Raw genomic sequence first — 24157 nt, 5'->3', positions numbered from 1 at the left:
GGGCGCCAGTCACTTCGACCTGCGATCCTCGATATGAAATGTGACGCGGGTCACGGCGTTGTAGCAGCAGCCGTGGTTGTTCCATGACACCTGCTCGGGCTGTTGGTGACCCCGATTATCGGTTGCCCGAGCGCTGATGGTGTGCTGCCCGGGCGATAGATCACAGTGCAGTGACCAGCAGACCCATGCACCGGCAATATCGGGCGTGTGCAGGGTGGCGTGCTGCCACTTGCCATCATCCAGGCAGTATTCAACGGCGGTGACCTGCCCCTCGCCGGACAGCGCCCGCCCGCGCAGGATTGTGGGACCTGACGGCAGACGGGCATCGTCCTCCAGCTCGATCATGCTCATGACCGGCATGGTGGTGATCGGCACACCATCGGCCTCGCCTTTGGCGGGGTAGTCGGGGCCGGCCAGGGTGTAGTCCTGCGTGTTCCAGTACGTATCCAGTGCATGGCGCGAAACCTCAAGACGGCCCAGCCATTTGACGCTGGCCGCGCCCAGCCATCCGGAAACCACCAGCCGTGCCGGAAAACCGTGATCGATCGGCAGCGGTTCGCCGTTCATGGCCAGCGCGATGATGGTGTCATCGGCCAGCGCCTTGTCGATGGGCAGTGGTCGGGCAAAACGGCCGCTGTCGAGCCCCTCGGGCCGGACATGAAAGGCACCTTCCTTTAGACCCGCCAGTGCCAGCACGTCGCGCAGGCGTACGCCGCTCCATTCCGCCACGCCGACCGCGCCCGTTCCCCACTGAGCGCCTTCGGCGGGCCTGCCGAAATCACGGGCAAAGCAGGCACGGGCATTGCCGGCACATTCGATGGCGCGAATGACGCTGACGCGTGGAAGCTGGTTGAGGTCATGCAGGTTCAGTGACTGCGAGCGTGACAGGGCGTCCCCGGTGAGCGTGAGCTGCCAGTCAGCGGCCTTGAGCTCGGGGATATCAAAATGGCTGCGCACGAAGAACTGATGGTTGGGGGTGAGATAGCCTGGCAGGCGGGACAGGCGGGTTTCGACATTGGTGGCACCCCCTTCTTCAGGGTGTCGGAAATACTCGGCAGGCAGTGGCTTGAAGATGCCGGGGTGATGGCTCATGACAAAACGCTCCAGGAAGGCCGTAAAGGGCAACTCTCCAGAGCGTAGTGGCTTTTAACGACAGGACATGCCCGCAGGGCACTTCAGTGGCCTGAATAGGCAGGCACTTCATCCGACATGGCCGGATGGCTGTGCGCCCAGACGATGGCCGGCATGTCGGTATTTTTGCTTGAGGCACGTACGCGCTTCTCCAGCGCCGGGCCGTCAATATTGATAAACGACGCGGTGACCAGCTTGCGACGGGACAGATTCTTGCTCAGTCGATAGCGCAGGGACAGGGCCAGCAGGGTATCGGTGGCGTCATTGTCTCCTTCCCTGCCCGCGATGCGGCGCTGCATGGCGCGTGCCTGGGCGTAGCGCGCCGCGAAACCCGCTTCGTCACGACCATAGAGTTCCCGCAGCATCTTGCCGATCTGAAGCGCTGTGGAAACCGCCGGCTGGGTCACCTGCGTCTCCATTTTGGCGCAGTCAATGGCACGCAGCGGTGTCTCGTGGTCCCGAGTAGACACCATCAGGTTGTCGATATTGATGTCCAGATGGCAGATCCGGGCGTCGTGCATGGCCTTGAGCAGGGCTTCCATGCGATATAAAAGCGAATGGCGCCCGTGTTCATCGGCGGCCTCGAAGGCATCTCCCAGACCGATCCAGCCGTCAAGCCAGGGCTGAATCAGCAGCTGTCGCGTCGGTATACCACCGCGCAGATATTCCCCCAGGCACAGCACCTCAAGCCCCTGTCGGGTACGCCTGTCGAGCGTCAGGGTATTGTCTACCTCGGCGCTGCCGTGATCATGACCAAAGAGGGTGTTCTGTACTCCAAGCCAGGCACCAAGCCGCTTGCGCAGTGTCTTTAGCGCAATCTCCTTGGCAAAGAAATCACCCTGGTTGCCCTGAAGACGAAAGATGCTGCGGCCCTTGCGCTCGCGCAGGGTCGTGACACGGTTTTTCTCTCTGCCTTGCAGATGGTGATCCATGCGCTGTGCTGCCTCATGGGCACTCTCATCATCGGCCAGCCACCACTGCCAGTCGGAACCGGGAAAGCGGATGGGGCCATGAAAGTGGCGCTTGAGAACTTCAGGGCGCCCGATATGACGACCTTTGGCTGTCTTGAACATGATGAAAACTAAATTTACCTGAAGTTGAAAGACCGAACGAACGGCTTGAAAAAGATCGGTTTCCTTTGATTGCGCGCAAAAACGATCTATTTATTAACAGGCTAACGATAAGTTTCCACAGAATAGAAACAATGTTTTCTTATGTCCAGATTAATTTTAATCTTTCTTTAACAATCGATGCGCGCGCACGGCGCCCCGATGTTTGAGCTGCATCAGGAAGAGCAAAAGCAAAAAAGGAACAGGCAACAAGGAAGGGGAGTCAGAGAAAACTGCTGAGCAACGCGGTCATGAAAGTTGCATCAGTATGACGGCAAGGTGGGGACGATATGTTCCATATCGGATTTTGAGTCCTTTAACCGTTGCCAGTCGATAAAAGGCATATCCGCATTTTTGTAGGTAAGTCGCGCCTGAGCTTCCAGCGCCTGGCAATCGATGGCGTTGAGCGGTGACATGACCAGTCGGCGTCGTGAAATTGTTTTGCTCATTCTGTAGCGCAACGAAATGGCCAGTACACCATCTATCTCTTCACTGAGATCGCGGTTGCCAGTAATGCGACGCTGCATATGACGCGCAAGTGATAGCTGTTGCAAAAAATGCTCGGGTCTCCGGCCTTCCAGTTCACGTAACAGTTTGCCGATATGAAGCGCAGTCGCCACCTGCGGCTGGGCAACATCCACCGCCATCTTGTCGCAGTCAATGACATGCAGTTTCGAGACAGCATTTTCCTGAGCGATCATGATGTTGCCGCCGTGCAGATCCAGATGCAGGAGGCGAGCCCGGTATAATGCGCCCAGAAGTTTTTCGATATGTGGCAGCAGGCGTTGACGGTATTCGGGCGTAGTGGTCTGCCACAGGGTCTTTAGCCCAACGCTTTCCCCAAGCCAGGGTTGAATCAACAGCTGTTGAAGCGGCAGGCCGTGTCGCATGTGTTCACCCAGACAATACACCGGCAGACCATAATCGGTATGTTCATGCAAAAACAGCGTGTTGCTGACCTCGGCGCTACCGTGGTCGAAGCCCAGCAGTACATTTTGATGGCCGGTCAACGCGCCAATCCGCTTTCTCAATGTCAGTAATGGAATTCGCTTTGCAAAACAGTCGCCGGTCGTGTCGTGAAGATGATAGATACTGCGGCTCTTGAAAGTACGTAGGGTATTAACCCCCTGATCGTTTTGATCATTTCCCAAAAAGGCGTCCATACGACGAGCAGCTGACAGCGCATGCCCTTCGTTGGCGACCCACCATTGCCAGTCGGAACCGGGAAAGCGGATGGGGCCATGAAATTGGCGCCGCAAAACGTCGGGACGTCCGCAGCGGCGCTGTCGATCGGAAATGGTCATGAGGAAGTACCAGTATGAATCCTGGTGGGTGGACCACGAATTTCGTTAACAGGCAAAGGTTTTGATCAATATAAGAACGCTGTTCGTTCATGTCCAGAGCGGTTTAACATGGTTTTAATAATTAAATGGTAGAGGCGTTATGATGGGTCGCCGCCTCGTTTTCGGCCGACACGAAAAGGCCCTGCTGCGGGGCAGGGCAGGGCAGGGCATAACAGAGATAGCGTCAGCGCTGAAGAAGGTTCTGAAGTGCGGCCAGCCGGCCGGGTGCCAGGGCATCCTCGACGGCCGAGAGGCGCAGGACATGGCCCAGCGCCGGATGGGGCGGGCGATGGACGATGACGCCATCGGCCAGTAGTGCCTGCTGTATCTCGAGTGCCAGGTCAGCATCGGGCAGGCGCACGGCCACGAAGTTGGTGGCCGAGGGCAGCACGTCGGCGCCCCATGCCTGAAGCTGCGCCGCCAGCCGTTCACGCCTGTCGATCACCGCCCGGATGTGCTGTTCGACCTCGTCGTCATGGGCCAGAACGACTTCGGCGGCCGTCAGGGCTATTGATGAGACCGCATAGTGAATGCGCACCTTGTTCATTATCTCGAGCGTGTCGGACGCTGCGATGGCGTAGCCGATGCGCAGACCGGCCAGACCGTGGGCCTTGGAAAAGGTGCGAAGTCGCACCACGCCAGTCATGGGCTGGCTGTCGCGATAATCCAGGCGAAACTCGTGATAGGCCTCATCCAGCAGGAGATGACACGTCGGTGGCAGGTTGTTGACCAGATGGGCGATATCGGCATCGCTTGAACAGTGGCCGCTGGGATTATCCGGGTTGGCGAGATAGACCAGTGACGCATGATGCAGCCAGGCGGCCTGAACCAGCGCATCGACATCGGGCGCCAGCCGATCGGGGCCCTGCTGATAGTTTACCTCGACCAGACGACAGCCGTGACCCTCGGCAAAGTAGCGAAAGGTCGGGTAGGTGCCGGCACTGGTAACCACGGTCGAGCCGGTATCGCACAGGGCGCGCAGGGTCAGGGCGATCAGGCTGTCGGCGCCGGCATCCACCAGCAGGGCGCTGGCTGAAACATCCAGTCGCTCGGCCAGTCGCTGGCGCAGATCATGAGCCTGAGCATCGCCATAGGTGCGTGCCAGCGCTGCCACCGGCTCTCCCAGCGCCTCGGTCAGTGCCCGATGAGGCATGTCCAGACCTTCATTGGACCCCAGCTGATGGGGCAGCTCACGCTCCAGCCGTCGCTCCAGTGCCTGACGCCCGGGAAATGGATTGTCCGGTCCTTCGCGGTCAAGATGGGATGCGCGCACGAAACAGCCTCCGGTTCATGGATAAGTGATGGTCAGCTCATTGAACGATAATCAGGGTGCTGGAGTTACGGCTGCCGACGACAGGGGCAATCCCTGCTCGTCGAGGGCGCCGTCGATCTCCTTCTGCCACCAGACATCGTCACTGTCACCGCGTTTGAGCGTCAACGTCAGCGTATAGGGATAGAGCTTTCGATCCGATAGCGTGATGGCGCCCAGCGGCGCTTCCAGACGCGATGAAAGACGCCACTGATTGTCGGGCACCCCGGGTTGTGCCGTGGCCTCGGTCACCGAGAGGATCTGCGGACCGTGTCGGGCGCTGAGCAATCCACGGGTCAGGGCGTCATTGAAACGGGCATCGGCGCGGGTGCCGAAATCGGCATCGGCCTGCACGGGCGTGATCAGGATGACGCGGCTTTGCGGGTCGCCCGGCCAGGGCGGCTTTTCGAGAACCTCCGTGGCGGCGACCCGGCCCAGACTTTCCAGCGGTGTTCGGTGACGCGCGGTATCGCTGTCCATTCCGGCGCAGCCTGTCATTACGAGGGCCAGCAGCACAGGCAGTGCCTGCCGCCCTGTCAGGAAGCGTCGGGCGTGTCGGCAGGGGTGACGCATGGGCCTTCGGTCCGTGTGATCAAGAAATGGTACAGGTCCCTGAACAGCGCCTGGCGAATATCGGGAGATTCATTGACCAGATGGTGTCGGGCCCGTTGATGGTAGACGATCCTTGCACGCGGCAGCAGCCGGCGCAGCACCTCGAGATTCCAGCGCCAGTCCACGGTGGCGTCCTGCTCGCCCTGCAGGATCAGCGTTGGCAGCTCGCAGGGCGGCAGACGACGAACGTGGGTCATCCAGTTGCGCATGGCGCCCACCCAGACCAGCGGCAGGGTGTCGGTCTGCAGTGGGTCCTCTCGGTGCAAAAAATCGGTGAAGGCCAGATTGGTGGTGTTGGGCCGATAGTGGCGCGGAATGCTGCGAATAAAGGGCGTGGCCAGGCGGTGCATCAGACGCGATCGCTGCCATTTGCAGGGGCGCACCAGCGGGGCCAGCAGTACCAGTGACTGCCATGGCTGGCGCTCGGACCGCTCCAGGGCATCGGTGGTGAGAATGGCCGCGCCGGTGCTCTGGCCGATGCCGATCAGCGGCGCCGTGATCAGTCCCTTCGCCTCGAGCCGTGCGAGCAGGGCGCGCAGGCATCGGGTATAGGTGGCAAAGTCATCGATGGCGGCGCGCTCGCCGCTGGACAGACCGTGGCCCGGCAGGTCCCAGAGCACCACGCGAAACCCGCCGTCCAGCAGCAGGCGCAGCAGGTGGCCATAAAGGCCCAGATGATCGAAATAGCCGTGTACGACCATGACCGTACCGCGCAGTGCGGTGCGCGGCGTCCAGACCTGAGTCCAGAGGCGAAACCCGTCGGCCTGCACATGGCCGGACTCGATGTCAGCGACCTGAGTGATGAGTGCCTCAAGCCCGTAATGACGAAAATACCGTGCCATTACCCCGGTGGGCGGCAAGGACAGGGGGGCCAGCGGACCGGCCTCCAGCAGATCGGAAAAATCGGGTAAGGACATCGTCATGAACGCTCATGCTTACGCCACGCCGGTCGCGCAGCCCGGAATTATTATGAGGGCTCGGGGCGTCGGCGCAAGCCGGTCACGCCCAGTACGACCCAGCCGGTCATCATGACAAGGCCGCCCAGCGGCGTGATGGGACCCAGCAGGGGCGGGCCCCCCAGCGCCAGCAGATACAGCGAGCCTGAAAAAAGCACGATGCCTGCTCCCCACAGAATCAGTACCAGGCGCTGGCCAGCCAGTGGCACGACTTCGCGCCAGATCACAATGATCATGAACGCCAGCGTATGCCAGGCCTGATAGCGCACACCGGTGTGCCATGCGTTGAGGGCGGCAGCGTCCAGCCGGTCACTCAGGCCATGGGCACCCCAGGCGCCCAGCACCACCAGACTCAGTCCGGAAAGTGCAGCAACGAGCCAGAGAAGGCGCGATGGCATGGCGTATACTCCTATCGAGTCGGGCATTTGCCCCTGAATCCGTGTATGGTCGCACGCACACGCCCGAGCCACCAGGTGGCGTACAGGGATTGATGGCTCTGATCGATAACACACCATAAGAGTAATGCCTCTGTGACAGTGAGGCATGGCGGGGATTTCCCATGGAATTTATCACTACCGTTGAAAACGCCATTCTTGCCATTACCGACCCCATCAGCAGTTTTATCTGGACCTATATTCTGGTCTATCTGCTTTTGGGCGCGGGTTTGGCATTTACGCTGTTTACCGGGTTCATGCAGTTTCGTCTGCTGGGCCACATGGCTCGTGTGACCTTTGGTGGTCGAGGCTCGGGTGACGGCATCAGCGCCTTTCAGGCCTTTGCGACCTCGCTGGCCTCCAGGGTTGGTACCGGCAATCTTGCTGGTGTCGCGATTGCGCTCTGGGCCGGAGGGCCGGGGGCCATCTTCTGGATGTGGATGACCGCGCTGGTCGGGCTGGCCACGGCCTTTATCGAATCCACGCTGGCTCAGGTCTATAAGGTCAAGCATGAAGATGGCGTCTTTCGCGGCGGGCCCGCCTACTATATGGAGCGCGGTCTGGGGCAGCGCTGGATGGGCTGTCTGTTTGCCGTCTTTTTGATCATCGCCTTCGGTCTTGCCTTTAACGGCGCGCAGTCCAACACCATTGCCAGGGCCGTCGACAGTGCCTTTTCTGTGCCGGCCTGGGTCACCGGGGTTGTGCTGGTCGTCCTGACCGCCCTGATCATCTACGGCGGTATCAAGTCGGTGGCGCGTACGGCTGAAAAGATTGTACCGGTCATGGCCGTGGCCTACCTGCTGGTAGCACTCTACATTCTGATCGTTAATATCGGTGAAGTGCCGGAGATGCTGGCGCTGATCGTCAAGAGTGCCTTCGGTTTTGGTCCGGCCGTTGGCGGGGCGGCCGGCTATTCGATCAAGATTGCAATGGAAAACGGCATCAAGCGCGGTCTGTTCTCCAACGAGGCGGGCATGGGCTCGGCGCCCAACGCCGCGGCCACGGCCACCGTCAAGCATCCAGCGGCCCAGGGGCTGGTGCAGTCCTTTGGCGTAGTATGTGACACCCTGATCATTTGCACCTGTACGGCCGTGGTGATTCTGCTGTCCGGAGTCTATGACACGTTGCTGACAACGTCGCCGGGCGTCGATATTCAGGGCATTCAGCTGACCCAGGACGCCATGAGCGATCATCTGGGCGTTTTCGGTACCTGGTTCATTGCGCTGGCCATCCTGCTGTTCGCCTTCACCTCGATCATCGGCAACTATGCCTACGGCGAGATCAACATGGGATATCTGTTCGGTCGACATAGCAAGGGCGCTATTCATGCCCTGCGTCTGGCCGTGCTGGCCATGGTCATGCTGGGGGCCGTGGCAGAACTTGATTTTGTCTGGGCCTTTGCCGATTTCGCGATGGGATTGATGGCGACGACCAACCTGATCGCCATATTGCTGCTGGCGCCCGTGGCCCTGCGTGTGTTGAAGGACTATGAGCGTCAGCGCAAGAGCGGGGTCAGAGAGCCGGTGTTTGATCCTTCCGTGCTCAAGCATCCCGAGCGTCTGGCAAAGGGGATCTGGACGTCATCGGAAAGCACCGCGAAACGGTAGGAGCGTCTTCGGCCTCGACGTTATACTGCGCTTTCCCGATGCCAACGCAGGATGTGACATGCAGCTATACATCAACGGGGAAGCGCGCCGGGTCGAGCAGATCGACAGTGTGGCTGATCTGATCGCGTCACTGGATCTGGCCGGCCGGCGCATTGCCGTAGAGGTCAACGAGGCCATCGTGCCCCGTACCCGCCATACGACCACGACGCTCAACGAGGGTGATCGTGTCGAGATTGTTCACGCCATCGGCGGCGGCTGAGACGTCGCCCCGAGGGTGATCGCACCAGAGCCCGCACGACGGGTTCGAGGAGAGCACCATGAGCATTGATTCCCAATGGGATACCCCCCTGCAGATTGCGGGGCGACGTTTCGCCTCGCGTCTGCTGGTCGGTACCGGCAAGTATCGTGATCTGGAAGAGACCGGGGCTGCGGTCGAGGCCAGCGGCGCCGAAATCGTGACGGTGGCCGTGCGCCGCTCCAACATCGGGCAGAATCCGGATGAGCCCAATCTGCTTGATGTCATTTCCCCCGAGCGCTATACCATCCTGCCCAATACGGCCGGGTGCTATAACGCGCGTGATGCCGTGCGCACCTGCCAGCTGGCCCGCGAGCTGCTGGACGGTCATGACCTCGTCAAGCTCGAAGTGCTGGGCAACGATCACACGCTCTATCCGAACGTGATGGAGACAATCAGCGCCGCGCGAACGCTGGTCGAGGACGGCTTTGATGTCATGGTGTATACCAGCGACGATCCGATCGTGGCCGCCGAGCTGGAATCGATGGGCTGCTGTGCCGTCATGCCGCTGGGTTCGCTGATCGGCTCCGGTCACGGCCTGCTCAATCCGCACGCCCTGTCATTGATCATCGATAATGCGCGCGTGCCGATTCTGGTCGATGCCGGTATCGGGACGCCTTCGGATGCCGCCATGGCCATGGAGCTGGGCTGTGACGGGGTGCTGGTCAATTCGGCCATCGCGCATGCCCGACAGCCGGTGCTGATGGCCCGCGCCATGAAAAAGGCCGTTGAAGCCGGGCGTGACGCCCGCCTGGCCGAACGCATGGGCAGAAAGACCTATGCCGCCAGTCCGTCATCGCCCACTGAAGGGTTGTTCACCGGTTGATCCCGTTCCACTGTTTTTGACGATACCTGTAATGAAAGAAGAGACAACGCCGAACACCGATGCGGAGGAACAGACGCCGCACCGTGGCATCAAGAGCTATGTGGTGCGCAGCGGCCGCATGACCCAGGCCCAGCGTCGAGGTCTGGAGGATGTTTTTCCCCGGCTGGGCCTGACGCATGAACAGGGGCGGCTGGATCTGGAGGCGCTGTTCGGGCGCCGCGCACCGTGCGTGGTCGAGATCGGCTTTGGCATGGGCGGTTCACTGTTCGAGCAGGCCATGGCCAACCCGGGCACCGAGTTTATCGGCATCGAGGTGCATCCGCCGGGGGTGGGCAAGCTGCTCGATGACGTCGACAAGGCCGGCCTTTCCAACGTGCGCGTTTATCGCGAGGATGCGCTTGCAGTACTTGATGACTGCCTGCCGGCTGAATCGGTCGATACGCTGCAGCTGTTCTTCCCCGACCCCTGGCCCAAAAAGCGCCACCACAAGCGCCGGATTGTTCAGCCGGCCTTTCTTGCGCGTGTGCATCGCGTGCTGCGACCGGGCGGCTGCTTTCATATGGCCACCGACTGGCAGCCGTATGCCGAATACATGGTTGAGACCATGAGCGAGGCGCCCGGCTTTGTGACGATGGCTTGCGACGGTGATTACGTGCCGCGCCCGGACTTTCGACCGCTGACCAAGTTTGAAACCCGGGGCGAACGTCTGGGCCACGGCGTGTGGGATCTGATGTATCAGCGCATCAACTGACTTGAGCGAAGTCACGGAAAGCGCCGGCAAGGCGAAGAATAAAGGGTCGGTAGGACTGACATAAAAAAGCCGCCTCAAATGAGGCGGCTCAAGGACCGTGACTAGCTTGATGAGGAGATGAACCACTCGATACCTGACATATCGGGTTGTTCATGTGGTGACTGGCAATCACCACACCTCAAAGATAACCATTCTCATTTAGGCAGTCAAGGCAAATGAGAATATTTTTTAAATGAATATCTTCTTTTATTCATGTCTGCTGTGTGTGGTTCAGCGCCCGCTGACCAGCCAGGAAACCCGCGGCGAGCGTTAGGGGCATGGGATCTGATGGATCACCACATCAGCTGACAAGCCAAGTCACGAAAAGCGCCGGCAAAGCGAAGAACAGAGGGTCTGTGCGCCTGACGTAAAAAAGCCGCCCAATCGGGCGGCTCAAAGACCGTGACTAGCTTGATGAGGAGATGAACCACTCGATACCTGACATATCGGGTTGTTCATGTGGTGACTGGCGATCACCACATCTAAAAGATAACCATTCTCATTTTTTGCGTCAACAGTAAATGAGAATATTTTTTAAATGAATATCTTCTTTTATTGAAGTCACCCGGCATGGCCACGCTCCGGCCGTGCCTGTCTCATGAGTGGACGCCTGCCCATGTCAACCTCTGCTTCCTCCTCTTCCGTGGCCTCGTTGCGCTGGCTGAATACGCTGGTAGTGGTCACGCTGATCACGGTCACCGTGGCCATTACCTATCTGGGCTACTACTACGTGGGGGCGGGCAGCCGCTCGAGTGTGACCTGGTTTGCGCCCGAGCTTGAGTGTCAGCCGCTTGACGAGCGCTGTTTTACGGCACTGGGACGCTTTGGCCGGATGCAGACGCAGTGGCACTACCGCAATGGAAAGCTGAGTGTCGAGATGGTATTGACCGGTCTTGAAGCCGAGGGCGTCAGCGCGCGGCTTGAGGATGTCGGTGGTCATCGCACCACAACCATGACCCTGGCGCCAGCCACCTCCGATCATTATCGCGGCACGTTCGATCTGCCGCTGTGTGTTGGCAATGCGCATCGCATCCGGGGAAGTCTGGTAGTAAACACCAGCAGAGGGATGCTGGGCAGCTGGTATGATCTATCGCTGCCGTGTCGTTAATGCACAATGTCACCGGTGCTGAAACATGAATTTCACTATCAATTATCCACACGGCGTTAGGAATTTTTGCTTGACAGAAGCGAAAGTTGATCAGTGGTGTGGCTTGCAGGGCCGTCGTCGAAATTATCTGAAATATTTTGAATAAACAGTGTGTTATAAATTTTTCGACGTTTGTCTTTGCAGCAGTTGCCATGACCGGCATGCAGCGCTGCGACATTTATACACAGCTCTTCAGGCGTTGATAAAACAGTACCTCACAACCTTATCCACAGGGTATGTCGGGTCGTTTTATCCACCGATTGTCATGCGATGTCAGGCATAAAAAAACCACCGAGCCTGATGGCCCGATGGTTGTCGATCACTGCGTATTCACGCCTCAGTTGGTCGTCTGGGCCGCGGCACCGCTGTCCTGGGTGGCCTCAGTGTCGTCACTGTCAGCGTTGGTAGCGTCATCGCCTACGCCCAGCAGCTCGACCTTGAAGATCAGGGTTTCATTCGGCCCGATCGGACCGGTACCGGCTTCGCCGTAAGCGAGATCAGCCGGCACGTAGATTTCCCATTCGTCGCCCGGATGCATCATCTTGAGCGCTTCCTGCCAGCCGGGGATGACCTGGTTCACCTGGAAAGTCACCGGCTCGCCACGCTCGTAGGAGCTGTCAAAGACGTTGCCGTCGATGGTGCGGCCCTCGTAGTTGACGCGGACCTGGTCCTCGTCGCCGGGCTGAGCACCGCTGTCGTCACCTTCTTCCATGACACGGTACTGAAGGCCGGAGTCGGTGGTTTCCACACCATCCTTGTCAGCATTTTCCTTGAGGAACTGCTGGCCGGCCTGGGCGTTATCCTCGGCCTCCTGCTTCATCTGTTGCTGCTGCTGAGCCACCATCTGCTGCTGATACTGCTGCAGGGCATCGCCGATCTGCTGATCGCTCAGGCGGATGTCGTTACCACCATAGACATCCTTGATGCCGCTGGTGAAGTTATCAACATCCAGATCCTGCATGTCTTCCTGGAGGTTGCGGGCCAGCGTGACGCCCACGGCATAGGCCAGACGTGCCTGATCGGACTCGAAGTCGTCCTGCTGCTGGGCTTCGCCGCTGCTGTTGCCGTTCTGCTGGGCCTGCTCCTGCTGCGTGGCCTGATCATCAGCGCTGTTGTCCTTGCTGTCGTCGGCGTCGGAACAGCCGGTCAGTATGATCAGCGTGCTCAGAGTGACCGCGCTCAACAGTTTATTCATGAAAGCTCCTTGTACACATGGTCATCAAAAGATGTTGGACAACACCGCTTGAAAAAAATCACGCCGACCCTGAGGGAATTTCGGCTGTCCTTCAACGCACTGTCATTACGATGGGGGCGCCATGCGCTCACTTTCAAGTCGCAGACTGGAAATCAGGCGCTGATGGCGGGGCGCAAGTTGACCGGTCAGAGGCTCAAGACCTGTGTCGATGGCGGCGTGGCCCGGAGAGCGGCTCGAGGCTGACAGGCCCAGCGCTTCGAGTTGGCGCAGGGTTTCGCGCTCGCTTTCAAGTTCGGCTTTCTTGATGTGGGTGCGCATCGGTTCAAGCCATGGCTGTTCGATGGCGCGGGCCTTGAGATCGCGACGCAGCCGGCGCAGCGGCTGCGTATGGCACTGCTGCCAGTGGCGTACGGGGGCCAGCAGCGCATCGATCTCCGCGATCGGTGTCCGGCCGTGCGCCAGTAGCCAGAGCCCCCAGAGCAGCTCGCAGACGTCCAGACCCGCGTCATCCTGCAGTGTCAGCAGGGCTCTGGTGGCACCAGGGCGGTCATAAAGCGCCAGCGCCCAGGGCCAAAGCGGGGGAAGATTTCGGTTAGAATGGGCAGCCATTGACTTGTTCATTCGACCATTTATCGGCAACCGGCCGGACAGGATACTGCATGATCGCATTTCGCCAGCTCGAGCTCCAACGAGGCGGGGTCCCGCTGATCGAGTCCGCAGACTTCATGCTCTCGATGGGGCATCACGCCGGCATTGTGGGCGCCAACGGCACGGGCAAGTCGAGCCTTTTTCAACTGATACTCGGGCAGCTGTCACCCGAGCGCGGCGAAGTGGCGCTCAATGGCGGGGTGCGCATTGCCCACATGCGCCAGGAGATCGTGACGCTGTCCCGCAGTCTGACCGACTTCGTGCTGGATGGTGATCACGACCTGCGCGAGACCCAGACGGCGCTGGACGCCGCCCGTGAGGCCGGCGAACATCACCGCGAGGCCGAGCTGCACGGTACGATCGAATCGCTGGATGGCTACACCGCCCGCGCCCGTGCCGAGCAGTTGCTGGTCGGTCTCGGCTTTGCCCAGCGCGATCTTGACCGCCCGCTGTCGGATTTTTCCGGTGGCTGGCGCATGCGTGCCAACCTGGCCCAGACGCTGTTCAAGCCGTCTGACCTGCTGCTGCTCGATGAGCCGACCAACCACCTCGATCTGGACGCGTTGCTGTGGCTTGAGCAGTGGCTGGTGCGCTATCCCGGCACGCTTTTGCTGATTTCGCACGACCGGGATTTTCTCGATGCAGTGTGCGATCACATCGTGCATTTCGATCAGCGCCACGTGCAGCTCTATCGCGGCAACTTCACCACCTTTGAGCGCACTCGCGCCGAGCGGCTGGCCCAGCGTGAGGCCGAGCGCGAGAAACAGCAGGCCCGCCGCGCCGAGATCGAGGATTTCGTGCGCCGCTTTCGCGCCAAGGCGACCAAGGCCAAACAGGCTCAGAGCCGCCTCAAGATGCTCGAGCGCATGGAGGAGATCGCCCCGCTGCGCGCCGAATCGCCGTTTCGCTTTCGTCTGCCCTGTTCCGACAAGGTTTCCCATCCGCTGCTGTCGATCGATCATGCCGCCATTGGCTATGACGACACGCCGATCGTTGACAATGTGCGCCTGTCGCTGGCGCCGGGCAGTCGCATCGGCCTTCTCGGTCCCAACGGCGCGGGCAAGTCGACGCTGATCAAGGCGCTGACCGGTCAGCTGGCCCTGATCGGGGGCGAACGTACCGAGGGCGAGCATCTGGCGATCGGCTACTTCGCCCAGCATCAGCTGGATGCGCTGGATCTGAATGCCAGTGCCTTCACCCATGTTCAGCGTCTGTCGCCGCAGGCCGCCGAGCAGACGATTCGCGACTTCCTCGGCGGCTTCGGCTTTCGCGGCGATGACGCCTTCGAAGTCATTACCCGTTTCTCGGGCGGCGAGAAGGCTCGCCTGGCACTGGCGCTGATCGCCTGGCAAAAGCCCAATCTGCTACTGCTCGATGAGCCGACCAACCACCTCGATCTGGACATGCGTGACGCGCTGACGGAGGCACTATCCGCTTTTGAAGGGGCTGTGATGATCGTGTCGCACGATCGCCATCTGCTGCGCGCCAGCGTCGATGAATTCTGGTGTGTGGCCGATGGCCGGGTCTTTGCCTTTGACGGCACGCTGGAGGACTATCGGATATGGTTGAAAAATCGCCTCACCGACGACGCACGTCAGCCTGCCGGAGAGCCCGAAGCGGCGGCCGCGCCGAAAGAGGACCGCAGGGCTGCCCGGCGTGCGGCGGCCGAGCTTCGCGAACAGCTCAAGCCGCTGAAAAAGCAGCGCGACGCGGCCGAGAAATCGATGGACAAGGCCCAGAAGGCGCTTGAAGCGGTCGAGGAGAAACTGTCGGATCCGGCCCTCTATGAGCCTGACCAGAAGGCGCGACTCACCGAGCTGCTGCGCGAGCAGGGCGAGTGGAAGGCGCAACTGGAAAGCGATGAGCAGGCCTGGATGGAAGCCGAGGAGGCGCTCGAGGAGATGCAGGCGCAGCTCAGTGCGTCATGAGCCCCTGATTGGCAGGCGCTGACGCGGGACTACACTGGAAGGGTATTTATCGTTAACGGCAGATTTCAGGGAGGAGACATGCCTTACGATCATCGTGATGACATTCCGGACAGCGCGCGCAAGGTGCTGCCACCACATGCCCGAACCATCTACAAGGAAGCCTTCAACAGCGCCTGGGACGAGTATGCCGACCCCTCTGACCGCCGCGGCAACGCCTCCCGCGAGGAGACGGCTCACGCCGTGGCCTGGAAGGCGGTCGAGTCAAAATACAAGAAGGGCGATGACAACAAGTGGCACCCGAAGCACTAGCCGGCTGATGACTTTCGGGAATCCGGGGCTCCCGAGCAAGGGCCGCCACCTCATCGGGGCGGCCCTTTTTGTACCCGGTGGCGGGGGGTATCCGGCAAATGGTGTTGGCGGCTACTCGGCGTAGATCATCTTTCGCGTCATGCCGCCATCCACCGGGAAATGCTGACCGGTAATGAAGCCGGCCTCGGGGCTGGCCAGAAAGGCCACCAGCGCGGCGATGTCATCGGGATGCCCCACGCGGCCGACCGGGTGCTGCTGACGATCAACATCGCTGTGAACGGGCGTTTCCCGGCTGGCGGCCTTTTGATGCTCGCCGGTCTCGATCCAGCCCGGGCAGATGGCGTTGACCCGAATATCGGGGCCCAGGCTCACGGCCATGGCATGAGTCAGCGCCAGCAGGCCGCCCTTGCTGGCGGCATAGCCTTCGCTTTCGGGCTCGGACTGCAGGGCCCGGGTCGAGGCCATGTGGATGATCGATCCCGTTGTGCGGCGCAGCAGTGGGATGGCCGCGCGCGAGCAGAGAAAGGCGCCGGTAAGGTGGTTGTCCAGCCAGTGATGCCAGCGCTCGAGCGACAGCGACTCCAGCGGTCCGCAGTATGGATCGGCGGGACCTGCGTTGTTGACCAGCAGATCCAGCCGGTCCTGCCACTGCTTCAGTCGCTCGAATGCCGCCGCGATCGCCGTTTCGTCGCTGACGCTGGCGGTAACGGCCAGCAGCTGTGCTGCATCATGGCGCTCGCGCATCTCCTCGACGGCTTCTGCATCGATATCGATGATCATGACCTGCCAGCCCCGGGCAATGAGGTCGTCAGCAATGCCGCGTCCGATGCCCTGAGCGCCGCCGGTAATCAGCGCCACGCGCGTGTCGGAAGAGCGCATGTCGGAAGAATGGAAACTCATGATGTGTTGCCTGTTCGAGGTGATGCGTGGGGCCGGCCTTTCAACCTTCAGCTTTCCAGCAGGAACGTGACAGGGCCGTCATTGATCAGCGAGACCTGCATGTCGGCACCGAAGCGGCCGGTTTCCACGACGGGATGCGCCTGTCGCGCGCGCTCGACCAGATGGTTGAAGAGTCGCTCGCCCTCTTCCGGTGTGGCGCCACTGGAAAAGCCCGGGCGCAGCCCCTTGCGCGTGTCGGCCACCAGGGTGAACTGCGACACCAGCAGCAGGCCGCCCTGGATAGTGGCCAGCCCAAGGTTCATGCGGCCCTGTTCGTCGCTGAAGACGCGGTAGTTGAGCATCTTCTGCAGCAGTTTTTCACCGCGCTCCGGGGTGTCGTCTCGCTCGACGCCGATCAGGGCCAGTAGCCCACCCTCGATGGCGCCAATGCGCTCACCGTCAACATGAACGCTTGCCTGGCTGACGCGCTGAATCAGGGCCCGCATGGTCTCTCCGTTATCCGTTTCATGGTCACAACACGCCTGACGCTGCCGGCTACCAGGTGCGACACAGCATCAGATCGCCGCGGGTTTCGGTCAGCAGCCGCTCCAGCAGGCTGTCGGTAGCGCGGCCGATGCCGACGCGTATGTGGCTGCCCAGTGCCAGCAGATCGGGCGGCTGCTGACGCAGCCGGTCCAGCAGCACCTGGGAGGGGTCGCCCTGCTGCAGCACCAGTTCCAGATCGGGCTTTGCATGTAAATCGGCCATCAGGCGCTCGGTTTCAAGCTCGAGCTGCTGGCGCAGGCGCTGGCGCTCCATGTCGCGCCAGTGCTGATAATTGGTGCCCTCGCAGAGCTCCATGGCCACCGGCATGTCCCAGGCATGCAAAAGCGTCAGGCGCACGTTGGGAAAGCGCGTCAACACCTCCTTGAGGGTGTGGCGCGAGGCGAGCGAAAAGTCCACCGGTACCAGGATGTCCTGCCAGTCCGGCTCGCCATCATGCGGAATGCTGACCACCGGGCAGGGGGCCCGGCGCATGACGCGCGACAGGGTCGTGCCGCTGATCAGATCCGGCTGGCCCTGCTTGCGGTGGGTGCCCATGACGATCATCGAGGCGCTGCGCTCGTAGGCCTCGCGAATGATCTCGGCATAGGGTACGCCGCTGACGATGTGAATCTCTGTCGCGGCGGGACGATTGAGCTCGTGATGCTCGCACAGCGTGTTGAGCGTGCGATCGATCTCTTCCTCGATGGCATGCACCAGCGCCGGTAGCGTGTGCTCGGGCAGATAGGGGTCCACGACATGCAGGATGTCCAGTCGCGACTGGCTGCGCTGCGACAGATGCAGCGCCCGCACCAGGGCCGCCTGACATTCGTGGGAGAGATCAGTGGCCAGCAGCAGCGTCGTATTCATGGCTGAATCCTTGCCCGGTCAATAAGAAGGGCGCCCGCAGGTGTCGGTGTTGGCAGGAGCATCGCTGAAAGGATAGTGGTTGCCTGCCCTCGCATCTACCACCAGGCGTGAAAGTGATGGGCCGGCCCCTGGCCCTGACCGACCTCGAGACGGTCGGCAGTTTCCAGTGCCCGGGTCATGTAGGCCTTGGCCTGCCTGATCGCCTCGATCGGCGTGTCATGCCGGGGCAGCAGGGCCGCGATGGCCGAGGCCAGTGTGCACCCCGAACCATGCAGAGACCTTGTATGAACGCGCGGCGATTCCAGCCAGTGCGTTTCTTCGGGCGTCAGCACCAGATCGTTGCTGACGTCGCCGGTCAGATAGCCGCCCTTGAGCACCACGATATCGCTGCCCAGCGTGCCGAGTGCCGGCATCATGGCGGCCATCTCCTCATGGTTTGAGGGAATGTCGGTGTCCAGCAGCACGGCGGCTTCCGGCAGGTTGGGTGTGATGACGTCGGCCACCGGAATCAGGACGTCCCGCACGGCGTGAAAGCCGTCACGATCCACCAGCATGTCGCCACTCTTGGCGACCATCACCGGGTCCAGCACGACATGCGCCGGCTGATAGCGCTCGATGAATTCCTGAATGAGGCGAGCCGTGTCGAGATCGCTGACCATGCCGATCTTGACGCAGTCGATGGCGATATCGTCAAACACGGCCTCGAGCTGGGCACGAATCATGGCCTGCGGCAGCGGCATGACCTTGCGAACACCACAGGTGTTCTGGGCCAGCACGGTGGTGAGAACGCTGGTGGTATAGGCGCCCAGGGCACTGGCCGTCTTGAGGTCGGCGGACTGTCCGGCACCCCCACTGGGATCGGTGCCGGCAATGGAGAGAAAACGGATCGGGCGCATGAAATCTCCAGAAGGGTCAGCACCATCAGGGTGCCATGCAACATTCTTGAAATCGGCGATGCCGTAAAATATAAGACCAAGGTCTAATGCGTCGCGGCGATATTTCGATTGGATACATGAAGGCTACAGGGGGAACATTCCAAAATCGACATCAAAAAAGCCAATGACGGCATTGGAAAAATCCCGCGCTGGCTTCTAATTTAACGATGTGATCTCGACGCAGACCTGACCTTCCGCAACCGAGAATTCCTGTCATCCGGGCAGCTGTTATCCGAATAGTACCTCCCGGGTGGTTGAATAATGAAAGTTCCGATCGATGCAATGTCATCGGAGCAGACCAAGATGAGTGAGCGTCCATGGATCTGGCAGCGCAACTGGCCCAAAACTGGTCAGTCGGTGTTTTCATTGTCGCCGTACTGGCTCTTTGTACCTTCATGGTGACAGCTTCCGCCCTGCTGGGCGGAAGCGCCTGGGGGCACAGGAAAGAAACACCCTACGAGTCCGGCATCGTCCCGACCGGCAGCGCCCATCAGCGGTTTTCGGTCAAGTTCTACCTGGTGGCCATGCTCTTCGTCATTTTCGACGTGGAAGCGCTTTATCTGTTCGGCTGGGCCATTTCCATTCGCGACACCGGCTGGGCCGGGCTGATAGGCGCCAGCATCTTCATCTTTATTCTGCTGGCCGGTCTGATTTATGACAGCCGCGTCGGGGCACTGGACTGGGTGCCGAGACGCCGCACGCAGCCTGACCGGGTGCACCAGCCAGCCCAGCGCAATCACGCCGAAGACTGAGCCCTGATCGGGCGCTTTATAGCCGCCCCGGCAGGACCCGGTAACGATCAATGACGTTTTCAGGGAGGACCACGGATGTCCTACAAGCTGACGCGCATCGACCCTGATGCTCCGCAGGACAGCCAGTACCCGGTCGGAGAGCGCCGCGTCGTCGACGACCCCATGGACGATCAGATACATCGCAACGTGTTCATGGGCAAGCTCGAAAACATCATGCACAACGTGGTCAACTGGGGGCGCAAGAACTCCCTGTGGCCCTATAACTTCGGACTCTCCTGCTGCTACGTGGAGATGACCACGGCCTTTACCGCACCGCACGACATCGCCCGCTTTGGCTCCGAAGTACTGCGTGCCTCACCCCGTCAGGCCGACGTGATGGTGATTTCGGGGACCTGCTTTATCAAGATGGCCCCCATCATCCAGGAGCTTTACGACCAGATGCTGGAGCCCAAGTGGGTGATCTCGATGGGCTCGTGTGCCAACTCCGGTGGCATGTACGACATCTATTCGGTCGTTCAGGGTGTCGACAAGTTTCTTCCCGTCGACGTTTATATCCCGGGATGCCCGCCGAGGCCTGAAGCTTTCCTCCAGGCACTGCAGCTTCTGCAGGACTCCATTCAGCAGGAGCGCCGCCCGCTGACCTGGGTGGTCGGCGATCAGGGCGTCTACAAGGCCGAGATGCCTTCCCAGCGTGAAAAACGACGTGATGAGCGCATCGCGGTTACCGAGCTGCGTTCACCCGATGAAGTGTAACGACCGGCATACGGGCCTCCACGGGACAGGCAGGCCCGGTTCACTGGCGATGGAAAACAACGGATGACGACCGAGACTTCACAGGCAGGCGATATAACCTTCGCCATCGTTGATGAGCTGAAGGCGCGCTTTGGCGATGCGAATCTGGTGGTGCAGCCGACGCTGACCGGCATGCCGGTGGTATGGGTGAAGCGCGAACAGCTCATCGAGGTCATGCACTTCGTGCAGCAGGTCGACAGGCCCTTCGTGCTGCTCTACGACCTGCACGGTGTGGACGAGCGCCTGCGCATGCATCGCAACGGCCTGCCGCCGGCCGACTTCACCGTCTTCTATCAGTTGATGTCGCTTGAGCGTAACAGCGAGCTGATGATCAAGGTGGCGCTGCATGAGGACGATCTGCGCGTCCCGACCCTGTGCCAGGTCTATCTCAATGCCAACTGGTACGAGCGTGAAGTCTTTGACATGTTCGGCATCGAGTTCACGGGCCATCCGCACCTGAGCCGGATGCTGATGCCGCCGACCTGGAACGGTCATCCGCTGCGCAAGGACTATCCGGCGCGCGCGACTGAATTCGACCCCTATACGCTGACGATGGAAGGTCAGGACCGTGAGCAGGAAGCGCTGCGTTTCAAGCCCGAAGACTGGGGTATGAAGCGACAAAGCCGCGACACTGACTACATGTTTCTGAACCTGGGGCCCAACCACCCCTCCGTACACGGCGTGTTTCGCATCGCGCTGCAGCTTGACGGTGAAGAGGTCGTCGACTGCGTACCGGACATCGGCTATCACCACCGTGGCGCCGAGAAGATGGCCGAGCGCCAGTCCTGGCACAGCTATATTCCCTACACCGACCGGATTGACTATACCGGCGGGGTGATGAACAACCTGCCCTACATTCTGGCGGTCGAGAAGCTTGCCGGCATCACCGTCACATCGCGTGCCGAGACCATCCGCGTGATGATGGCCGAGATGTTTCGCATCAATTCCCACCTGCTGTTTCTGGGCACCTTCCTGCAGGATCTGGGCGCGATGTCGCCGGTCTTTTTCACCTTCAGCGACCGCCAGCGGGCCTATCACGTGATCGAGGCGATCACCGGTTTTCGCATGCACCCTGCATGGTTTCGTATCGGCGGTGTGGCGCACGATCTGCCGCGCGGCTGGGAAAAGCTGGTCCGCGATTTTCTGGACTGGATGCCGCCGCGGCTGGATGAGTACGAGCGCGCGATGATGGACAACTCGATCGTGCGTGAGCGTACGGTCAACATCGCCACGCATACCACCGCCGAAGCGCTGACCTGGGGGGTCACCGGGCCCAACCTGCGCGCCACCGGCCTCAAGTACGATCTGAGAAAGGCCAAACCCTACTCGGGCTACGAGAATTTTGACTTTGATATTCCGGTCGGCACCAACGGCGATGTGTTTGATCGCGGCATGCTGCGCATCGAGGAGATGCGCCAGAGCCTGCGCATTATCGAACAGTGTCTGAAAAACATGCCCGAAGGTGGCTACAAGGCCGATCATCCGCTGACCACGCCGCCGCCGCGCGACAAGATGCTTCAGCACATCGAAACGCTGATCACCCACTTTTTGCAGGTCTCGTGGGGGCCGGTGCTCAAGCCCAACGAGTCGTTTCAGATGATCGAGGCGACCAAGGGGCTCAACAGCTACTACCTGACCAGCGATGGCAACACCATGAGCTATCGCACCCGGATTCGCACGCCCAGCTTTGCCCATCTTCAGCACATTCCGGCCGTCATCAACGGCGGGTTCGTGCCGGATCTGATCGCGCACCTGGGCAGCATCGACTTTGTAATGGCCGACGTGGATCGATAACCATGACCATGGATACTCCCGCAACCGGCAATACCCGCGTCAGCAAGGCCAGTCAGGGCAACCTGATTGCCAGCGCTGGGCACGTTAATGATTTCGAGCTCACTGATGAAGAGCGCCACGAAATCGAGCACGAGATGGGACACTACGAAAACCCGCGTGCGGCCTCGATCGGCGCGCTCAAGATCGTGCAGAAGCAGCGCGGCTGGGTCTCGGATGGCGCCGTGATTGCCATCAGCGATGTGCTGGGGATTCCCTCCAGCGACGTTGAGGGCGTGGCGACCTTCTACAGCCTGATCTTTCGTCAGCCGGTCGGGCGTCACGTTATCCTGGTCTGTGACAGCAGCTCCTGCTTCCTGACCGGCCATGACGAGCTGCGCGATGCCCTCTCGAACGAGCTGGGCATCGGCCTGGGCCAGACCACCGGTGACGATCGCTTCACGATGCTCCCGGTGTGCTGCCTGGGGGCCTGTGATCGCGGCCCGGCGCTCATGATCAACGAGGACCTGCATGGGCCGGTAGACCCCGGCGACGTGTCGGCACTGCTGGAGCGCTACACATGACCAGTCATCTCTTCTCTACCAGCACCAATGGCGAAACTCATCCGTTGACCTATCGTCTGCGCGAGGATCGCGGCTACGTCGATCTGGCCGAATTCCAGCAAAAGGACGGTTATGAGGCGCTGCGCACCACGCTGCGCGACCTGTCACCGGATGATCTGATCGAGAACATGAAGACCGCCAACCTGCGCGGTCGCGGCGGCGGCGGTTTCTCCGCCGGCACCAAGTGGAGCCTGACGGCGCGTGGTGAGGACCATCCTCGCGGCTACATCGTCTGCAACGCCGACGAGATGGAGCCGGGCACCTTCAAGGACCGCATGCTGATGGAGGAGATTCCCCATCTGCTGATCGAAGGCATGATTCTGGCCGGCTACGCCAACAACGCACGCATGGGGTACATCTTTCTGCGCGGTGAGTATGTGCTGGCCGCCGAACGAATCGAAAGGGCGCTTGCTGAAGCCCGCGAGGCCGGCATTCTGGGCCCGAAGGTGTGCGACAGCGATTTTGACTTCGACATCTTCTTGCACACCGGCGCCGGGCGCTATATCTGCGGTGAAGAGACCGCGCTGATCAACTCGCTGGAAGGCCGCCGCGCCAATCCGCGCTCCAAGCCGCCCTTTCCGGGACAGAGCGGGGCCTGGGGCAAGCCCACTGTGGTCAATAACGTCGAGACACTGTGCAACGTGCCGGCCATCGCCCTGCATGGCGGCGAGTGGTATCAGAATCTTTCAGGTGGGCGCAGCGAGGATGGCGGCACCAAGATCTTCGGTGTGTCCGGTCGAGTGAAACGCCCCGGGCTGGTCGAGCTGCCGATGGGCGTGAGCGGCGCCGAGCTGCTGGACATGGCCGGCGGTATGCGTGATGGGCTTGAGCTCAAGACCTGGCTGCCGGGTGGCGGCAGCACCGGCTTTTTACTGCCGGAACACCTCGAGCTGCCGCTGGAGTTTGATGCCATCGGCAAGGCCGGCAGTCGTCTGGGGACCGGGCTGATGACCGTAGTGGCCCACAACCAGAGCGTGGTGTCGCTGACCCGTAACCTCGAAGAGTTTTTCGCTCGTGAATCCTGTGGCTGGTGCACGCCGTGTCGTGACGGACTGCCCTGGAGCGTGAAACTTCTGCGCGCCATTGAGCGCGGCGAAGGTGAAGAGGGCGATATCGATATGCTGGTGGCGCTGGCCCATGACATTGGTCCCGGCAAGACATTTTGTGCCCACGCACCGGGCGCGGCGATGCCACTGGAGACCGCCATCGAGCATTTTCGACATGAGTTCGAGGCCGGCATTCGACATGCGCAGCACAAGGCGCACGCCGAGCCGATTCCGGTCGGGTCGGTGTAGGCGCGGGCAGTACCAGACGAGTGGCATAACGATCAAAAAGCCCGGTGACTGCCGGGCCG

25 protein-coding genes are annotated in these 24157 nt (G+C 60.8%); 12 read left to right on the top strand and 13 right to left on the bottom strand.

Features of this window, described 5'->3' with window-relative positions; translation table 11 throughout:
* Window positions 1–9: 9 nt before the first annotated feature.
* The 7 genes from BM079_RS07000 to BM079_RS06970 all read right to left on the bottom strand — a co-directional run bounded on the left by BM079_RS07000 (window position 10) and on the right by BM079_RS06970 (window position 6858).
* The gene (locus BM079_RS07000) at window positions 10–1092 is read right to left on the bottom strand and encodes a sulfite oxidase (RefSeq protein ID WP_090132289.1); all 1083 of its coding nucleotides are present in this window, start codon (window positions 1090–1092) and stop codon (window positions 10–12) included.
* An 83-nt stretch (window positions 1093–1175) separates the two neighbouring features.
* The gene (locus BM079_RS06995; RefSeq protein ID WP_090132287.1) at window positions 1176–2204 is read right to left on the bottom strand and encodes a lipopolysaccharide kinase InaA family protein; all 1029 of its coding nucleotides are present in this window, start codon (window positions 2202–2204) and stop codon (window positions 1176–1178) included.
* A gap of 299 nt (window positions 2205–2503) precedes the next feature.
* Entirely contained in the window at window positions 2504–3544 is a 1041-nt protein-coding gene (locus tag BM079_RS06990; protein WP_090132286.1) for a protein kinase family protein, read from the bottom strand.
* 223 nt (window positions 3545–3767) lie between these two features.
* Window positions 3768–4856, bottom strand: coding sequence for a pyridoxal phosphate-dependent aminotransferase (locus BM079_RS06985; RefSeq protein WP_090132284.1), 1089 nt, complete (start codon window positions 4854–4856; stop codon window positions 3768–3770).
* Window positions 4857–4907: 51 nt separating this feature from the next.
* On the bottom strand, window positions 4908–5465 hold the full coding sequence (locus BM079_RS06980; RefSeq protein ID WP_139215272.1) for a hypothetical protein: 558 nt from the start codon (window positions 5463–5465) through the stop codon (window positions 4908–4910).
* Window positions 5429–6427, bottom strand: a complete 999-nt coding sequence (locus tag BM079_RS06975; RefSeq protein WP_090132280.1) for an alpha/beta hydrolase — start codon at window positions 6425–6427, stop codon at window positions 5429–5431. The genes BM079_RS06980 and BM079_RS06975 overlap by 37 nt, the downstream gene beginning before the upstream one ends.
* Before the next feature lie 44 nt (window positions 6428–6471).
* Entirely contained in the window at window positions 6472–6858 is a 387-nt protein-coding gene (locus BM079_RS06970; protein WP_090132279.1) for a DUF423 domain-containing protein, read from the bottom strand.
* Between the two features lie 161 nt (window positions 6859–7019).
* Between BM079_RS06970 and BM079_RS06965 the strand changes: the two genes are divergently transcribed.
* From BM079_RS06965 to BM079_RS06945, 5 genes are all read left to right on the top strand, one after another.
* Complete coding sequence (locus BM079_RS06965) at window positions 7020–8501, top strand: alanine/glycine:cation symporter family protein (protein WP_090132277.1); 1482 nt, start codon at window positions 7020–7022, stop codon at window positions 8499–8501.
* 58 nt (window positions 8502–8559) lie between these two features.
* Window positions 8560–8760, top strand: a complete 201-nt coding sequence (thiS, locus tag BM079_RS06960; protein ID WP_090132275.1) for a sulfur carrier protein ThiS — start codon at window positions 8560–8562, stop codon at window positions 8758–8760.
* A gap of 58 nt (window positions 8761–8818) precedes the next feature.
* Window positions 8819–9622 (top strand): thiazole synthase, encoded by an 804-nt coding sequence (locus BM079_RS06955; RefSeq protein WP_090132273.1) that lies wholly within the window; start codon window positions 8819–8821, stop codon window positions 9620–9622.
* A gap of 31 nt (window positions 9623–9653) precedes the next feature.
* Entirely contained in the window at window positions 9654–10373 is a 720-nt protein-coding gene (gene trmB, locus BM079_RS06950; RefSeq protein WP_090132271.1) for a tRNA (guanosine(46)-N7)-methyltransferase TrmB, read from the top strand.
* Between the two features lie 655 nt (window positions 10374–11028).
* Window positions 11029–11520 carry a hypothetical protein gene (locus BM079_RS06945; protein ID WP_090132269.1) on the top strand — a complete coding sequence of 164 codons (492 nt, stop codon included), beginning with the start codon at window positions 11029–11031 and terminating at the stop codon, window positions 11518–11520.
* A gap of 376 nt (window positions 11521–11896) precedes the next feature.
* Here the strand turns inward: BM079_RS06945 and BM079_RS06940 are convergent, their stop codons facing one another.
* Together BM079_RS06940 and BM079_RS06935 are read right to left on the bottom strand one after the other, a co-directional pair.
* A complete protein-coding gene (locus BM079_RS06940; RefSeq protein WP_090132266.1) occupies window positions 11897–12754 on the bottom strand; it encodes an FKBP-type peptidyl-prolyl cis-trans isomerase in 858 nt (285 codons plus the stop codon).
* 105 nt (window positions 12755–12859) lie between these two features.
* Window positions 12860–13363, bottom strand: a complete 504-nt coding sequence (locus tag BM079_RS06935) for a TIGR02444 family protein (RefSeq protein ID WP_175489629.1) — start codon at window positions 13361–13363, stop codon at window positions 12860–12862.
* A gap of 50 nt (window positions 13364–13413) precedes the next feature.
* Here BM079_RS06935 and BM079_RS06930 point away from each other — a divergent pair, with 50 nt between their 5' ends.
* Both BM079_RS06930 and chaB read left to right on the top strand, forming a co-directional pair.
* Window positions 13414–15330 (top strand): ABC-F family ATP-binding cassette domain-containing protein, encoded by a 1917-nt coding sequence (locus BM079_RS06930; protein WP_090132263.1) that lies wholly within the window; start codon window positions 13414–13416, stop codon window positions 15328–15330.
* A 78-nt stretch (window positions 15331–15408) separates the two neighbouring features.
* Window positions 15409–15639 carry a putative cation transport regulator ChaB gene (gene chaB, locus BM079_RS06925; RefSeq protein WP_090132261.1) on the top strand — a complete coding sequence of 77 codons (231 nt, stop codon included), beginning with the start codon at window positions 15409–15411 and terminating at the stop codon, window positions 15637–15639.
* A gap of 111 nt (window positions 15640–15750) precedes the next feature.
* Here the strand turns inward: chaB and BM079_RS06920 are convergent, their stop codons facing one another.
* The 4 genes from BM079_RS06920 to thiD all read right to left on the bottom strand — a co-directional run bounded on the left by BM079_RS06920 (window position 15751) and on the right by thiD (window position 18827).
* Window positions 15751–16539, bottom strand: coding sequence for an SDR family oxidoreductase (locus tag BM079_RS06920; RefSeq protein ID WP_245742861.1), 789 nt, complete (start codon window positions 16537–16539; stop codon window positions 15751–15753).
* Window positions 16540–16586: 47 nt separating this feature from the next.
* Complete coding sequence (dtd, locus tag BM079_RS06915; protein WP_090132255.1) at window positions 16587–17024, bottom strand: D-aminoacyl-tRNA deacylase; 438 nt, start codon at window positions 17022–17024, stop codon at window positions 16587–16589.
* A gap of 49 nt (window positions 17025–17073) precedes the next feature.
* On the bottom strand, window positions 17074–17931 hold the full coding sequence (locus BM079_RS06910) for a universal stress protein (protein ID WP_090132253.1): 858 nt from the start codon (window positions 17929–17931) through the stop codon (window positions 17074–17076).
* A gap of 95 nt (window positions 17932–18026) precedes the next feature.
* Window positions 18027–18827 carry a bifunctional hydroxymethylpyrimidine kinase/phosphomethylpyrimidine kinase gene (gene thiD / locus BM079_RS06905; protein ID WP_090132251.1) on the bottom strand — a complete coding sequence of 267 codons (801 nt, stop codon included), beginning with the start codon at window positions 18825–18827 and terminating at the stop codon, window positions 18027–18029.
* 356 nt (window positions 18828–19183) lie between these two features.
* Between thiD and BM079_RS06900 the strand changes: the two genes are divergently transcribed.
* The 5 genes from BM079_RS06900 to nuoF all read left to right on the top strand — a co-directional run bounded on the left by BM079_RS06900 (window position 19184) and on the right by nuoF (window position 24098).
* Window positions 19184–19618, top strand: a complete 435-nt coding sequence (locus BM079_RS06900) for an NADH-quinone oxidoreductase subunit A (RefSeq protein ID WP_090132249.1) — start codon at window positions 19184–19186, stop codon at window positions 19616–19618.
* Window positions 19619–19693: 75 nt separating this feature from the next.
* Window positions 19694–20371 carry a NuoB/complex I 20 kDa subunit family protein gene (locus tag BM079_RS06895; protein ID WP_090132247.1) on the top strand — a complete coding sequence of 226 codons (678 nt, stop codon included), beginning with the start codon at window positions 19694–19696 and terminating at the stop codon, window positions 20369–20371.
* Window positions 20372–20434: 63 nt separating this feature from the next.
* Window positions 20435–22204: an NADH-quinone oxidoreductase subunit C/D gene (gene nuoC / locus BM079_RS06890; RefSeq protein ID WP_090132244.1), complete on the top strand. Its 1770-nt coding sequence runs from the start codon at window positions 20435–20437 to the stop codon at window positions 22202–22204.
* Between the two features lie 2 nt (window positions 22205–22206).
* A complete protein-coding gene (gene nuoE / locus BM079_RS06885) occupies window positions 22207–22764 on the top strand; it encodes an NADH-quinone oxidoreductase subunit NuoE (RefSeq protein ID WP_090132241.1) in 558 nt (185 codons plus the stop codon).
* On the top strand, window positions 22761–24098 hold the full coding sequence (nuoF, locus tag BM079_RS06880) for an NADH-quinone oxidoreductase subunit NuoF (protein ID WP_090132238.1): 1338 nt from the start codon (window positions 22761–22763) through the stop codon (window positions 24096–24098). The genes nuoE and nuoF overlap by 4 nt, the downstream gene beginning before the upstream one ends.
* The last annotated feature ends 59 nt before the right edge of the window (window positions 24099–24157 follow it).

Origin of the sequence: Kushneria avicenniae (assembly GCF_900112585.1) — a bacterium.
Taxonomy (GTDB): Bacteria; Pseudomonadota; Gammaproteobacteria; order Pseudomonadales; family Halomonadaceae; genus Kushneria; species Kushneria avicenniae.
Note: the sequence above shows the minus strand (reverse complement) of the source record. Positions and strands in the feature narration are given on the sequence as shown.